General features: G+C 38.3%; 14 protein-coding genes. 3 read left to right on the top strand and 11 right to left on the bottom strand.

Features of this window, described 5'->3' with window-relative positions:
- Positions 1-3: 3 nt before the first annotated feature.
- A complete protein-coding gene (gene cysD, locus Pcarn_RS18815) occupies positions 4-918 on the bottom strand; it encodes a sulfate adenylyltransferase subunit CysD (protein WP_390904496.1) in 915 nt (304 codons plus the stop codon).
- Between the two features lie 20 nt (positions 919-938).
- Positions 939-2,678, bottom strand: a complete 1,740-nt coding sequence (locus tag Pcarn_RS18810; protein WP_261835857.1) for an SLC13 family permease — start codon at positions 2,676-2,678, stop codon at positions 939-941.
- Between the two features lie 311 nt (positions 2,679-2,989).
- Here Pcarn_RS18810 and Pcarn_RS18805 point away from each other — a divergent pair, with 311 nt between their 5' ends.
- From Pcarn_RS18805 to Pcarn_RS18795, 3 genes are read left to right on the top strand one after another with little or no spacing between them, the layout of a single operon-like run.
- Entirely contained in the window at positions 2,990-3,745 is a 756-nt protein-coding gene (locus Pcarn_RS18805; protein ID WP_261835856.1) for a glycosyltransferase family 2 protein, read from the top strand.
- Positions 3,742-4,650, top strand: a complete 909-nt coding sequence (locus Pcarn_RS18800; RefSeq protein WP_261835855.1) for an alpha-1,2-fucosyltransferase — start codon at positions 3,742-3,744, stop codon at positions 4,648-4,650. The genes Pcarn_RS18805 and Pcarn_RS18800 overlap by 4 nt, the downstream gene beginning before the upstream one ends.
- The gene (locus Pcarn_RS18795; protein ID WP_261835854.1) at positions 4,647-5,486 is read left to right on the top strand and encodes a glycosyltransferase family protein; all 840 of its coding nucleotides are present in this window, start codon (positions 4,647-4,649) and stop codon (positions 5,484-5,486) included. The genes Pcarn_RS18800 and Pcarn_RS18795 overlap by 4 nt, the downstream gene beginning before the upstream one ends.
- Before the next feature lie 32 nt (positions 5,487-5,518).
- Here Pcarn_RS18795 and Pcarn_RS18790 read toward each other — a convergent pair whose 3' ends face one another.
- From Pcarn_RS18790 to rfbA, 9 genes are read right to left on the bottom strand one after another with little or no spacing between them, the layout of a single operon-like run.
- Positions 5,519-6,448: a WavQ gene (locus Pcarn_RS18790; protein WP_261835853.1), complete on the bottom strand. Its 930-nt coding sequence runs from the start codon at positions 6,446-6,448 to the stop codon at positions 5,519-5,521.
- Entirely contained in the window at positions 6,441-7,874 is a 1,434-nt protein-coding gene (locus tag Pcarn_RS18785) for a lipopolysaccharide biosynthesis protein (RefSeq protein WP_261835852.1), read from the bottom strand. The genes Pcarn_RS18790 and Pcarn_RS18785 overlap by 8 nt, the downstream gene beginning before the upstream one ends.
- Positions 7,871-8,950, bottom strand: a complete 1,080-nt coding sequence (locus Pcarn_RS18780) for a DegT/DnrJ/EryC1/StrS family aminotransferase (protein WP_261835851.1) — start codon at positions 8,948-8,950, stop codon at positions 7,871-7,873. Before Pcarn_RS18780 ends, Pcarn_RS18785 begins: the two co-directional genes overlap by 4 nt.
- Positions 8,947-10,116: an ATP-grasp domain-containing protein gene (locus Pcarn_RS18775; RefSeq protein ID WP_261835850.1), complete on the bottom strand. Its 1,170-nt coding sequence runs from the start codon at positions 10,114-10,116 to the stop codon at positions 8,947-8,949. The genes Pcarn_RS18780 and Pcarn_RS18775 overlap by 4 nt, the downstream gene beginning before the upstream one ends.
- A 20-nt stretch (positions 10,117-10,136) precedes the next feature.
- On the bottom strand, positions 10,137-11,168 hold the full coding sequence (locus Pcarn_RS18770) for a Gfo/Idh/MocA family protein (protein WP_261835849.1): 1,032 nt from the start codon (positions 11,166-11,168) through the stop codon (positions 10,137-10,139).
- 26 nt (positions 11,169-11,194) lie between these two features.
- The gene (locus tag Pcarn_RS18765; RefSeq protein WP_261835848.1) at positions 11,195-12,259 is read right to left on the bottom strand and encodes an FkbM family methyltransferase; all 1,065 of its coding nucleotides are present in this window, start codon (positions 12,257-12,259) and stop codon (positions 11,195-11,197) included.
- A 1-nt stretch (position 12,260) separates the two neighbouring features.
- Positions 12,261-12,830, bottom strand: coding sequence for a dTDP-4-dehydrorhamnose 3,5-epimerase (gene rfbC, locus Pcarn_RS18760; protein ID WP_261835847.1), 570 nt, complete (start codon positions 12,828-12,830; stop codon positions 12,261-12,263).
- Positions 12,830-13,702, bottom strand: a complete 873-nt coding sequence (rfbD, locus tag Pcarn_RS18755) for a dTDP-4-dehydrorhamnose reductase (RefSeq protein WP_261835846.1) — start codon at positions 13,700-13,702, stop codon at positions 12,830-12,832. The genes rfbC and rfbD overlap by 1 nt, the downstream gene beginning before the upstream one ends.
- 4 nt (positions 13,703-13,706) lie before the next feature.
- Complete coding sequence (gene rfbA / locus Pcarn_RS18750; RefSeq protein WP_261835845.1) at positions 13,707-14,573, bottom strand: glucose-1-phosphate thymidylyltransferase RfbA; 867 nt, start codon at positions 14,571-14,573, stop codon at positions 13,707-13,709.

Raw genomic sequence — 14,573 nt, 5'->3', positions numbered from 1 at the left:
GAATTAGAAGTAACCTTCGCGTTTCTTCTTCTCCATTGAACCCGCACTGTCGTGGTCAATGGCACGACCTTGACGCTCAGAGGTTGTGGTCAGTAGCATCTCTTGGATGATTTCTGGAAGCGTCGTCGCTTCTGATTCCACCGCACCGGTTAGTGGGTAGCAACCCAGAGTACGGAAACGAACCATCTTCTCTTCTACTACCTCACCGTCTTTCAACTCCATACGGTCATCGTCTTTCATGATAAGCATGCCGTCACGCTCAACCACAGGACGTTTCGCCGCTAGGTACAAACCTGGGATTTCGATGTTCTCTAGGTAGATGTATTGCCAGATATCCAGTTCAGTCCAGTTAGATAGAGGAAACACGCGAATGCTCTCGCCCTTATTCACTTTACCGTTGTAAATATTCCAAAGCTCTGGACGTTGGTTTTTAGGGTCCCAACGATGATGCTCATCACGGAACGAATACACACGCTCTTTCGCACGAGACTTCTCTTCGTCGCGACGTGCGCCACCGAAAGCCGCATCAAAACCGTGCTTATCCAGTGCTTGCTTCAGACCCTGAGTTTTCATGATATCTGTATGCAAAGAACTGCCGTGTACAAACGGGCTGATGTTCATCTCCAAACCTTCTGGGTTTTGGTGAACAATCAACTTCATGCCCAGCTTTTCCGCCATGTAATCGCGAAACTCAATCATCTCTTTGAATTTCCACGTAGTATCTACGTGCATTAACGGGAATGGTGGGATACCTGGCGCAAACGCTTTTTGCGCAAGGTGTAGCATTACAGATGAGTCTTTACCGACTGAATACAGCATTACTGGGTTATCAAACTCAGCCGCCACTTCGCGCATGATATGAATTGACTCAGCTTCTAACTGCTTTAGGTGAGTCATACGCTCTGGAGAAATGTTCATTTTTCGAATCAAATCCTTTATTACAAACCAATGAAAAGAGGGATAGTGGTCACGACTATTAACCCATAAAGCAGGCACATCGGCACACCCACTTTTGCAAAATCTTGGAGCTTATATTGCCCCGCATTGAAGACCATCAAATTCGTTTGATAGCCGTAAGGACTAATAAAACTGGCGCTGGCTCCGAATGCGACCGCAAGAATATAGGCCTTGGGATCTGCATCCAGACTGCCCGCGATTTCCATCGCGAGAGGAAAACATAAAGCAGCCGCAGCGTTATTAGTAACTAACTCAGTAAGTAACCAAGCTAACAAATATACAACAATTAACCCAGTAATGGGTGTAAACAAATGGTCATAAGATCGAATAAATGAATCTAACCAAGATAAAGCACCACTGGTCGCTAAAGCCTGCGACAGCAAAAGTGCTGAAGAAATAATCAACCATATGTTTCTAGGCAAACGCTGTATCGCTTCGTTGGCACTCAAACACCCAGACAAAAGCAATAAACCTAGAAAAATCAACATTCCCTTAAAAAGGGAAAATATCCCAAACGCTGACAATGCTATAGCGATAATGAAGCCCAGAACGACAAACTTTTCACGCCAGCCACCTAAGTATTGCTCAGTTTCCACATCACTCAGTAAAAAAAAGTTTTTAGTGATATTGTGACGAGAAGAAAAGTCGTTACCTACTGCAAGTACTAGATAGTCTCCAGATTGAAGAATAACATCACCAAGTTTTCCAGAAATCGCTTCACCGTCTCGTTTTATTGCCACCACTGCCGCATCAAACAACGCTCTAAATCCGGCACGCTTTAGGGTTTTACCAATCAACTGACTGTCTGGACGAATGACCACTTCAGACAAGTTGGTCAAAGGTAAGCCAGTGTCATCTGCAAACAAGGACAAGCCATCAAACTGAGTTAAAGCAGTAACTTTTTTGATATCGCCACTAAATAATAAACGGTCTCCCTCTTGTATTACCTCACTGGGTGTGACCGGCGATATCAAGTGACCGCCCCTCAGTATCTCGACCAAAAAGAGAGACTCTAAGTGACGCAAGCCATTTTGTTCGACAGTTCGACCAATTAGCTCGGAGCCTGGTTTTACCTCTGAATCGATTAGATACTCTTTCGCTTCTACTTTATTGAGTCCTCTATCAGGAAGAAAGCGACTTAGAAAAAAAAGTAATACACCGCAGCCGATAACCAGGCACACTCCAACTAAAGTAAAGTCGAAAAAGTTAAGACTAGGTAATCCAAAGTCTATGACCAAACTGTTCACAATAAGGTTTGTGGATGTACCTACTAGAGTAAGCGTCCCCCCTAGAATAGCGGCATAAGAAAGAGGGAGGAGAAGTTTGCTAGGCTGATGGAATCTGTTATTGCGAATAGGTGCCAACATTGTCGACACAACAGCTGTGTTATTAAGTATCCCAGAACAAACTGCAGTTAGACCGTAAAGCCTAAACCAGGTCCCTTTGTATGTTTCACCGATAACATAACTTGTGACCGTACGGAGCAAACGTGTCTTTTCCAGTGCAACTGAGCACACCATCAGAATCATGAGGGTAAGTAGCCCTTGGTTGGCAAAACTGCTAATGACTTGTTCAGTACTAACTAAAGAACTCAGGTAAAGTCCAAGTAAAAGCAAACCAAACACTTTTTCTGAATGGGCTTGAAATTTGATCAAACCGAAGATCGTCAATGCAAATAGTACTGAAACCAGAGCTGCAGGCGTCGTTAAAAACTCGAACAAGTGATTACCTTTACTGTTTACGTTTTGGCACGCTACCGCCCTTGGGAGCGCCCAATACCAAACTCACAATCCAAAATGTCTGTAGATTGTTCCACAAATCTCCTATAAATAGAAACTTGTTCAAACTAACTGCTTGTTTCGTGTGCGAATAGTGCCTTCAGCCATGGAAATCATAGTATAGCGATCACAATTTCGTACCCATGACAAAACTTTCAATAATCATCACTTGCAAGGTCACGTATACTTTAATAATAAAAATTGAATAAGGTCAGCACGTCGCGACTTGTTTTAGTTACGCCAAGGAAGGTAGTTTGCAACAACCACTCATCAGTATTGTCATGCCAAGTTACAATGCCGCCAATACTATTGTTGAAGCGATAGAGTCTGTACAACGCCAGTCCTACTCAAACTGGGAACTATTAATTGTTGATGATAATTCGAACGATAATACGCAAGAACTCGTAAGCCGGTACGCCCAAAAAGACAAAAGAATCCGGTTTTACCAGTTAACGAACAACTCAGGTGGACCAGCAATTCCCAGAAACAAAGGCTTAGAGAAGTCTAAAGGGGAGATCATCTGTTTTCTAGACGCAGACGACGTATGGTATCCAGCGAAGTTAGAGATCCAAATTTCTCATATGATAAAAAACGAAGTGCTTTTTTCTTATTCTGCCTATGACATACGAAAGCTAGGAAGTTACACAACAAAGCTTTATAAGCCAGATTCGAACACTAATTTTGAAGGTCTACTGAGAAAAAACATAGTTGGATGTTTAACTAGTGCTGTACACAGGTCACTCCTCAAAGAAAATCGTTTCAAGAACATTGGTCATGAAGATCATGAGTTTTGGCTTAGACTTACCAGATTAAACGGTGTGCAAGCACACTGTTGCAGTAGCAAGCCGCTTGCTGAGTACCGCCAAGCAGAAACGTCACGCTCATCGAATAAGCTGAAAATGGCTTTCGCTCAATGGCATATTTTTTGTAATGAGCTTGGTTTAAGAGCCGATAGAGCGCTCTTCTACTACTTGAGATTTGTGTTTAATTATATTTGGAAATACAAATGATGATAGTGGTAAAAGTCATGGGTGGCCTTGGTAATCAACTATTTCAAATTGCTTATGCTATTGCTCTTGCTAAAGAGAGAAATAACTGTCCGATATATCTGGATACTAGTGCGTTTGAAACGTATAAGATTCGCCCCTTTTCGGCTTCACATTTGAATTTGCCTGATAACATAGAAATTCTTCAAACCGATACAATTTCATCTCGTAGAAATTACTTTTATACATGCACGCAGGTTTTATATAGAATTCTTCAAAGAATTATAAAGGAGCTGGGGTTCAAATATCAATACGGTCGAATACCCTTAAAACTACTGAAACCACTTGGTTTAATCTATAACTTTGACACTTATTGTTACAAAGTTAACACTACTGGTGATGACCTGTGCCTTTACGGTTACTTTCAAAATGAAGAGTACTTTCAAAGCGTAAAAGAAGAAGTAATTGAATCATTTAGTGTACTAACCACACCAACCGAAATAGAGCAAAATTACATCGATCGCATAAACTCTGGAACTGCTATAGCTGTGAGTATGCGACTAGGAGATGACTACAAAGAATCTGGAGACTTTGTTATCCCTGGTAATAGCTACTATATCGAAAGTCTTAAAGAACTCTCTACGCGCTATCCAAATGCTTCAATCTTCATATTTAGCGATGACATAATAAGAGCTAGAAAGGTTTTTAAAAATCATAGGGATCTAACCTTTATAGAAGGTTGCAAGGACTATCAAAGCCTTAGGTTACTCGCGCTCTGTGACCATTATATAATTGCGAATAGTTCATTCTCATGGTGGGGGGCTTATCTGAGCAAGAACGAAAATAAAAAAGTAATCGCACCTAAGGAATGGTTTACCTATATGGATGAAGTAAACAATATTTATAGTAGCAACATGGAAAAAAGATGAAGTATTCTTGCGGTATAACGCTATATCACCCCTCTTTGGAAGATATTGAAAATATATTAGCTCTATCTGAAGACTTTGACCATGTTTTAGTCTTCGACAACACGCCAAACAGGATAAGCAACAACTACACAAACACAATACAAAAAAAAAACAATATTACTTTGATGTCTAATGGAATTAACGATGGTCTTTCAATTGCCTTCCATTCAATGTTTGAGCGATGTAAAAAACAATCGGACTTCTTATGCTTACTAGATCAAGATAGCCGTTTTGATTCTTTGTCTATTCAAAAGATGAAAACTGCAATTCAGATTCATAATGACCCTAAAGCTGCCATTTATGCACCATATATACAATATTCTCATGTCGCAAAAAAAAATATAAAACCGGGGCTTACTGACGAAAACTGGGTTATCAGCTCAGGCTCATTTATACGAACAAGTATAATCAGAGCGGTTAATCTAATCGATACTAATTACTTCATTGATAAAATTGATTTAGATATCGCTATGACTCTAAAAATACTAGGTTATAAAATCTATACTATCAATGATATAGTTCTATACCAGCAACTAGGAAAAACAAAAAATTTCTTTGGTTTAAGCCTCGTGCAGCATTCACCCGATAGAGTCTATTATATTGCGAGAAACAGGTTTTACTTTTATAAAAAATTTGATGGTAAAGTTAAAGTGTCTAAGTTCAAGTGTGCACTAGGTACTATTAAAAACCTTGTTCAGATTATTGTCTATCATGATAATAAGCTCGAAAAAATCAAACTATTCATTCAAGGAATGAATGATCATAGAAATAGTAAATATGGAAAGCGAAGTTTATGATAAATTTTATTCATGACTAAAGGCACTTACGCTCATATGAATAGTTTATATTTTAGTTCTGTGGAAAAGAAACTCTCCATTTCTAATAAACACTCTTCCGTTGCCATCAGTTGAACCTGCTCTTTCTCTTTCCTGTAAGGTAATAAAAGGTGTAAGGTATCCCTTGCTCTCTGAAGATCTTCAAATCCATAGGCAATTCCTAACCTGTTCAATTCGTCTGGATACCATTGTTCTATGGTGACATTTTTATCCGGGATAACAACTACATCACATCCACACAATGCAGCAAACAGACTGTAGGCTGAATAAGTATCATAGGATATAAACAACTTAACTGACTTGAATATACTTGCAACTTTTATGTGACTTAAACCATCGATGCAAATAGAGTCTCTAGGGTGTTGATCGAGAACTTTATGTTTACCCTTTCTTACAGAGTACGCAACACCTTCCCTTATATCTATGTTTTCCATATTGTAAATCTCGAATGGTATATGCGTGATACTTAAGATTTTGTGAGAAAGTTTCGAGCTATTTGTCTTTACATTATCAATTAACCCATGATCAAACTTAAAATATAGTTCGTTAGGTCCGAAACAAAAGTTATCTGTAAAAAAGCCTGGCTTATTCAATAGCCACCTTACTACATTTTTTGCTTTCAGCGGATTGCCATAAGTGACCTCAGGGTAAACAACAACATCTTCCGAATTTAATTTACCATTAAATATTGGTGTAGAAAAAGCTTCATTAACTTTATATCCCACAAAAATAGATTTTAAACTTGACTTTATTCTATTCATAAGGGCGGAATATGAAAATCCACTCATATTACAAACATCATGGGTTGGATATAAATAAGCATCATAACCTAATTGTCTACATATGTGACATAACTTATGCAGCACAATATTACCCCCTATATCTGGATCATAAGTCGGTGCAAATATTATTACTCTACCCATTACTAACCTTTGTTTTCCCTAATAATATAAGCATAGTATTAAACAACATTATTCTATTTAAATAGTAATATAAAGCCAGCCAAAGGAAAATATATACAGGGACCACCATAAATATTTCTCTGCTAAAGAAAAAATCTATTTTAAGAAATAACAGAATTAAAAGTAATGGACCTATACTAGCTATTACAGAATCCTTGATTATTAACAACTGCTCGCTCAAACCCTTACCAAAAATACTTTTTGTATATATTGTATTCAACCATAAACATAAAAATGAAGTAAATGTTATGCCAACGCACATCCAGAGCACTCCAAATCTATAAGAAAGAGCTAAGACAAGTATTCCAACCAATTTTTTCCCTATTTCCAACCTTAAGTAAAGATCAGACCTTTTTTTCATTTGCAGAACATTAAGATTTACAACATGCAAAGGAAATATGCTGTATGCTACAACTAGTATATCGAAATATAACGCTGAATCTTCCCATTGAGAGCCTAATATAGAAACAAAAATAAAATTAGAAGATAGAATTAAAATGCAACATATAGGAAGGAAAACAAACATACTCAACGATATCGTATTTTCAAACATTTTAATCTTATTTTCTTCCAGCTTTTCTTGTGAAAGTAACGGCAAATTAACTCGGCTTATAATTGATGCGTAAGTATTTGAAAAAATTTCAATCAGCCTGTTTGCTTGATAATAAAGCCCAAGCTGATGACTATTAAACAATTTACCGATTAATAGTATATAACTATTACTATAAATAACTTCAATTAGGTTTGACAAGAACAATTTATAGCCATAGCTGAATAAATCTTTGAAAGAACTCAAACTTACTCCGGAACGATAGCTAATTTTTACCATAGTAAAATTTAAAACCATCATCATAAACGCATTCGATATAGTTTGATAAACTAAAGACCATACGCCATGGCCGTTCATCGCTGACAACAAACCAACAATTCCACCGAAAGTAACAGCTATAACATTGATGAAACTAAGTCTTTTAAACTGAATATTAACTACTAATTTAGCTCTATGTGCGGTAGTCAATGAATTCATCACAAACACTATGGAAAGTGTTTTTATTATATCAGTTAGTATAGGTTCATCATAAAATGAAGAAATATGAGAAGACAAAAAGTATGAGAAAGCATATACAGTCATGCCGATAAAAATACACACATAGAATACGGTAGAGTAGTCGCTGTCCGTTGGATTAGCTTTCCGTACTAAAGAATTATAAAAACCACTATCAATAAATGTGTTTGCTAAAGCTACAAGAACGTAAGTCATTGCCATAAGACCAAAACTTTCCGGTTCGAGTAGCCTTGCTAGGGCAATTAGTACGATAAGTTGAATCGCTTGTGATATAACCCTATCGAATGCACTCCAAAAAAAACCATATCTAGTAGTGTTCATAATACACTCTTAACAACTGATACTATTTTCTCTAATTGCGAAAAATTCAAATAATAGTGCATCGGAAGACACAACACTGACTCTGCAACTTTATGGCTAATTGGGCACCCTTGATCGGAAGTAGAAAATATTTTATCTAGTGAAGGTGAAAAGTAATTTCTACTCTCTATATTCTTATCGAACAGAGCTTCCTTTAGCACTGTGAGCTTTCTTTTCCCTTCCAATTTAACTGGATAATAAGCTGCGTTTGACTCTGAATTAGAAAGCCGTTCAGGGATATCGATAAAATCACTCAAATGGTGGTTGTAATAGTCAAACAATGCTCTTCTATGATCAATAACCTCATCTATAATTTCTAAGTTTACTAGTCCAACTGCGGCATGATACTCACTCAATTTTCCATTTATTCCTGCACAAACGATCTCACCTGTGTTCTGTTCTATACCGAAATTTATCATCGACTTTGCTTTTACAAGATCTGCTTCAGATTTGAAGACTATGGCACCCCCTTCAATCGTATGGAAAACTTTAGTTGCATGAAAACTAAGAACACTAGCATCTCCATGGTTTAATATAGATTGACCTGCATGTTGAACGCCGAAGGCTTGAGCCGCATCATAAATAATAGTTTTTGAATACTTCTTCCCTAATTCATTTATAGCATCGACTTTACAGGGATTTCCATAAACATGGGTAGCTACGATAGTGTTTACACTTTTATCCAATCCTATCAACGCTTCTTCAAGTCGCTCATGACACAGATTGAATGACTTACTATCGATATCAGAGAAAGCAAGTTTATTTCCACTGAATGCGAAAGCGGAAGAAGTGGCAACAAAACTAAAAGGCGTAGTAATAATATTATGACTATTCAACACTTTGCCTGCAATTTGCAACCCTGTTGTACCATTGTTTACCAACAGTAAGTTTTTTACTCCTAGATATTCCTCAAGCCTAACTGTTAGCTTTTCATTCAATGGTCCAAAATTTGTATACCAGCCACAATCATTTATCTTCGATAGATATTGGTTAAGCCTTCTTAAGTTTGGTTTTATTGGTTTATTTAGAGATATCAATTTCGGTCAACCTTATGGTTATACGAACTAAACTGATATTCGTTTCTATTCATAAAGTTTCTATATAGCTCATCTCTAACTGCAATACTTTGGCATTGAGAAAATAAGATACCTACCCTATCTTTCTGGTTGGGCCTTATGTTTTCCCCCAGTTTTATCAGAGGCCAGAAAGCTTTTACTGTATTAATTTCGTTGAAATTTAGAACATTAAAAGATTCTAGATGATCTGATGTTAGTGTGTGCCTTATAACTAAATTTTCGGATTCAACCTCCGCGCTTAATCGTTTACAAATGTAGTAAGATGCATACTTTGCCGCATATCTGTAGCCCGAACTGTACTCAATCAACATAGAATAAAGGTCACCGGGACAGCGTCTTGTCATTTCAATAAATTGTGGGTGACCACTTTTATCCAGAATAAATTGCAGGTGTAATAGGCCATCAACAAGAGATAAATGAGAGGCTAAGCGCTCAATACTCATTTTTAGAGTTTCAGAAATATCTTGAGGAAAATCGGAGATTAAAAAACTCGTATCTACAGCAAAGGACGTAGCTGATGATCCCTCCAGGACAATGAAAGAGTCCATAACTTTCTGTTGCTCAATAAATGTGCTGTAACTATACAGTTGACCTTCTACAAACTCCTCAATGACAAATTCTTTTGACTGACTATAAATCAACGCATTGTCTATGGCTTCACGTAACTCATTTTCTTTACTACCATCGAATACAGTCACGCCATTCCCGCTATAGGAATCTACCGGTTTGCATATGAAGGTCCCATAAATCGGAAAGTCAGCCGCTTCATAAGTGAGTGGACAAGAAATATGATTCGCTTTACAAAGGTTTCTGAAAAGTCGTTTTTGCGATAAATGGGAGTATACTTGAACGGAATCAAACAATTGACAAGACTCAGATAATTCCTGACAGACTCTAATAGAGACATCAGTGCAACCTGGTACCAAATAGTCAAATCTATGAGATTCAATGATTTCTTTAAGTTTTTCAGTATTACTGTAGTCTAATTCAATCCATTTTTCCTGACATCTAATAGCTAGCGCATCACCGCTTCGGTTTCCCACTACATAAACATCATGTTCAGTAATCAGATAATCATAAATCGGAATCGATGAAAAAGATGTATCAACCAATAGAACTTTTCCCATTTAATCTCTCTCAACTAAATTTATAGATAAACAGGCTTGTCTTCATTTATTGACCTTTGAATTGCGTCTATTACAAGCATGTTTTTATAAGCACTGCGACACGTTACCTTCGCTTCTTTTTTACTCTCAACACACTCTATAAAATACTCTAATTGTGCTTTTAAGGGGTCTTCGACTTTTAATTCAGGAGTCGAATCACCAAAATCAGAGGTCCAAGAAGGCGTGCCCTTGTAAAACCTGAATTGCATACTGGGGAAGTCTAAACAGCCATTCGTACCAGAAAAATGGTAACAAGATTGTTTCGGGAAATATGGATACATTGAATTCTCTCCACTAGTCATTTCCCAACTTTTGTAGCTCGAAGCGCAATCCGATAATATAAAACTACCTAGACAGCCCGTGTCGAATTCAAACGAAATAACAACCGTATCTTCGACTTCATATTGTCTAACTGAATTAGAAGCATGTGCGTATACTTTGACTACTTCTCCACACAAATACCTGAAAATCCCGATTTCATGGATTAGATTTATGAGAATCGGTCCTCCGCCTTTCTTTGTTCTCCAAGATCCTGCTTCGAAATAGGCTTTAGGTTTATAAAACAAAGCACTTCCTTGAACCGCGACAAGTTTGCCAAAAGAATCAGAGTCTAAAATCTTTTTCGCTAAGGGGATGTAACTGCTGTACGTACGATGATGACCAACTGACACAAGTACCCCACTCGCCTCTGCTCTCAGAGTGAGTTCTCTCGCATCCAATAAATTGCTAGCCAAAGGCTTTTCTATCAGACAAGGTATACCAGCACTTATACAAGCAACGCCATGTTCTAAATGACATTCATTAGGTGAGCTAATGATTGCAGCATCAAACTGATGTTTACTTATCGCTTCATCAATATCCCCATATATTGGTACGCCATGCTCTTCCTTCAAAGCTACATGCCTATCAGGATGAAGGCTTACGATCGCCTCTATTTGAGCCTTACTATGTTCGCTCAATAGTTCTATGTGCTTCTTACCAATAAGCCCTGGACCAACAACCAAAAACTTCAACGCTTTTCCCCAATATAAATATCAATTCACTTAAAGTACATTACTGTTTCGGACCAACCTTCTGTGTAGTGTCTCACATATACTTTGTAATCAGGTCTTAAAGTCATTACATAGTTAAAAATATCAATAAGGTCTTCGGAAGAGTGGTATATAGAAATTGCTAGCTTTGGCTTAGACTTGGAAATTATTTTTTCTGCACCTTGTAGCGCAAACATTTCATGTCCTTCTAAATCCATTTTTATGCAAGTTATGTTATCTTCACAAAGATCATCTATCGTATATAAAGGAACATCTATTTTTCCACCAGAGGTGAGAGCGCAAATGGTGCCAACGTCATCCTCAAATTTTCCAAAACCAACACAATTCGAGATCGCACCCTCTACAAAATGAATATCCCTGTAACCCTTTAGGCGCTCTTGAGCCTTAATTATATTTGCATGAGAAGGTTCGATTAGAATTATCTTATGATAGTCAGGGTAGTTGTCGGCAAAACTTTGACTACTGTCTCCATCGTAACCGCCCGCATCAAGAAATATTTCATTCTTGTACTCCATAAACCCCTCGACATATTGCTCTCTTGGACGAACTGAATAGCATCTCATTATATTTGGATCTAGATACAACCGAAAAGATATACAGTCGATAAAGGTCTTTCGAGATTCTTCATCTGCAAGTTTGGCCAATATATTTTCAATCTCAACTCGCCTGTTCGCAATTATTGACCACATCGAGGAGGAAAACGATGGCAAATGGACTCTTAATTCTGGTACAGAGAACAACTCATTGAGTGTAATAACGTTTGTAAATCCCCGTTCGTGAAAAACCCTCTGGACCGTGACGGGATAAATAGAGGTTGAACAATTTACAATTAAGCTATCCTTTTGCACATTTTGGCTTCGAACTACGGGTACACCAAGCCATTCAGACTCAGCAAAAAAGTCATCAATGATAGCACTAATATTTACTCTTCCAATTAATGCCTCAGCAACCTCATTACGACCTACGATATACTTTGCAGTTAATAATGACTCATCTAGAAAAGCCGACGCGTTAGTCGAATACTTCCACTCTCCTTGGCTTTCAAAGTTCATATTAGGCCTTCTCATTCGAATTAATCGACAAAAAAGACCTCAAAGATATACTATTTTCAGAATCCTTTGTGGAGAGGATTGGTTCAAGACACATTATTGGCCACTCAATACCAATACCTTGGTCGTTCCACTGAATGCTGACTTCAGCGTCGCTGTTGTAGTAATCAGTGCACTTATATACGACCTCTGCCTCATCACTAACCACGTAAAATCCATGCGCAAAGCCCTCAGGAATCCATAATTGACGGTTGTTTTCCGCGGATAGATAAACCCCAACCCAATGCCCAAAGCTCGCTGACTCAGGTCTAACATCCACTGCTACATCAAAGACTTCTCCTGAGATAACTCTCACCAACTTACCTTGCGTATTTTGGGTTTGTAGATGCAACCCTCGTAATGTGCCCTTTACGGATTTAGAATGATTATCCTGTACGAAGCGTGTTGGTTTACCTGTTACCAATTCCTCGAATCGGTCTTGATGCCACGTTTCCATGAAAAAACCTCGTTCATCTCTGAATATGGTTGGCTCAATGATTTTAACGTCCGTAATACTTGTTTCAATTACCTTCATTACTGCACCCTGAACTTACCAATATCTATTAATGCATCTTGCCAATTACTCGGTTTTATCTGGAATGTCTCAAAAATCTTATCATTAGATAGTCTGGAGTTTTTCGGTCGTTTTGCTCGACTTCTGTACTCTTCACTTGATACATGAAGTAGGCTTGGAGCTGGAAAGAGGTCTGCCTTTTCTGCTTTGGAGAATACGGTCTCAGCAAAGTCAGCCCAACTAACATACGGTACCCCTGAATAATGGTAAGTACCGTAATCCTTGAGTCCCTTCTCTAACTTCTCAATGATTGAAAGTACTGCATTTGCAAGATCACCCGCATATGTAGGCCCACCAAGTTGGTCTTTGACCACAGAGACCTCGCTCAGCCTAGCCCCAACCTTAAGCATCGTTTTAACGAAATTGTTTCCATACTCACTAAAAACCCAAGAGGTACGCATAATGATGTGCTTTTCATTACATTCCCTAACGGCTTCCTCTCCAGCGAGTTTACTCAAACCATAGATATTGATGGGTTTAGTAGAACCAGTTTCAGAGTAAGGCCTCATTGTTTCACCAGAGAACACATAATCGGTTGAAAAATGAATTAATGTTGCACCTAGCTCTTTAGTTGATTCAGCTAAATATAGAGCGCCGTCCCTATTAACTTGATTACAAATATCAGCGTCAATCTCTGCATTGTCCACAGCGGTATAGGCAGCACAATTAATTACGTAATCCGGCCTCTGTTCTCGAATAAGGCTAAACACCTGTTTTTGGTGTGTAATATCCAATTGTTTGCTAGAAAAAGCTGCGACACACAGTCCACTGGGTATCCGCTCTAAAATCGATCTACCCAATTGACCATCACATCCTGTGATAAGTAACTTCATCGATTTACTCACTCGCAATCCGAACTAGATATTGTCCATAGTCATTTTTCACCATGGGTTTAGAAAGCTCTAGCACTTCTTGTTTGGTCAACCAACCTTGCTTCAAAGCGATTTCCTCAAGGCAAGCTACCTTTAAGCCTTGAACATTTTCTATGGTTTGTACAAACGAAGAAGCTTCATGCAAACTCTCGTGTGTCCCTGTATCTAACCACGCAAAACCACGCCCCAACACTTCAACATTCAAGGTCCCATCTTTTAAGTACATTTCATTGAGGTCGGTTATCTCGAGCTCTCCTCGCCCAGAGGGAGTCAGTTGTTTTGCGAAAGCAACCGCCCGGTTATCGTAAAAATATAACCCTGTAACTGCACAATTAGATTTAGCCACAATTGGTTTCTCTTCAATCGAGATGGCTTTTTGGTGTTCATCAAATTCCACTACGCCAAATCGCTCTGGGTCTTTAACCTGATAGCCAAAGATCGTAGCTCCCTGCTCAAGTCCACACGCTCTCTTTAACGTTTCTGTGAACCTCTGCCCATAAAAGATATTATCTCCAAGAATCAAACAACAGTTGTCTTCACCTATAAACTGCTCTCCAATGATGAATGCTTGTGCTATTCCCTCAGGTTTATCTTGAACTTGGTAGTAAAGGCGAATTCCAAAACCTGAGCCATCGCCTAAAAGTCGTTCGAAGCTGTTTTTATCTTCTGGAGTAGTGATAATCAATATTTCACGAATACCCGCTAACATCAGTACCGATATCGGGTAATAGATCATCGGCTTGTCGTAAAGTGGTAACAACTGTTTCGATACACCACGTGTAATGGGGTATAAACGTGTCCCGGAACCACCAGCTAGTACAATTCCTTTCAT

Source organism: Vibrio ishigakensis, assembly GCF_024347675.1.
In the GTDB taxonomy this organism is placed as follows: Bacteria; Pseudomonadota; Gammaproteobacteria; order Enterobacterales; family Vibrionaceae; genus Vibrio; species Vibrio ishigakensis.
The sequence above is the reverse complement of the archived record's forward strand: the minus strand, read 5'-3'. Positions and strand labels throughout refer to the sequence as shown.

What these genes read in the sequence shown, in the direction of transcription:
- cysD (WP_390904496.1), bottom strand. Translation starts at nt 918, where the DNA reads ATGAACATTTCTCCAGAGCGTATGACTCACCTAAAGCAGTTAGAAGCT.
- Pcarn_RS18800 (WP_261835855.1), top strand. Translation starts at nt 3,742, where the DNA reads ATGATGATAGTGGTAAAAGTCATGGGTGGCCTTGGTAATCAACTATTT.
- Pcarn_RS18795 (WP_261835854.1), top strand. Translation starts at nt 4,647, where the DNA reads ATGAAGTATTCTTGCGGTATAACGCTATATCACCCCTCTTTGGAAGAT.
- Pcarn_RS18790 (WP_261835853.1), bottom strand. Translation starts at nt 6,448, where the DNA reads ATGGGTAGAGTAATAATATTTGCACCGACTTATGATCCAGATATAGGG.
- Pcarn_RS18785 (WP_261835852.1), bottom strand. Translation starts at nt 7,874, where the DNA reads ATGAACACTACTAGATATGGTTTTTTTTGGAGTGCATTCGATAGGGTT.
- Pcarn_RS18775 (WP_261835850.1), bottom strand. Translation starts at nt 10,116, where the DNA reads ATGGGAAAAGTTCTATTGGTTGATACATCTTTTTCATCGATTCCGATT.
- Pcarn_RS18765 (WP_261835848.1), bottom strand. Translation starts at nt 12,259, where the DNA reads ATGAACTTTGAAAGCCAAGGAGAGTGGAAGTATTCGACTAACGCGTCG.
- rfbC (WP_261835847.1), bottom strand. Translation starts at nt 12,830, where the DNA reads ATGAAGGTAATTGAAACAAGTATTACGGACGTTAAAATCATTGAGCCA.
- rfbD (WP_261835846.1), bottom strand. Translation starts at nt 13,702, where the DNA reads ATGAAGTTACTTATCACAGGATGTGATGGTCAATTGGGTAGATCGATT.
- rfbA (WP_261835845.1), bottom strand. Translation starts at nt 14,573, where the DNA reads ATGAAAGGAATTGTACTAGCTGGTGGTTCCGGGACACGTTTATACCCC.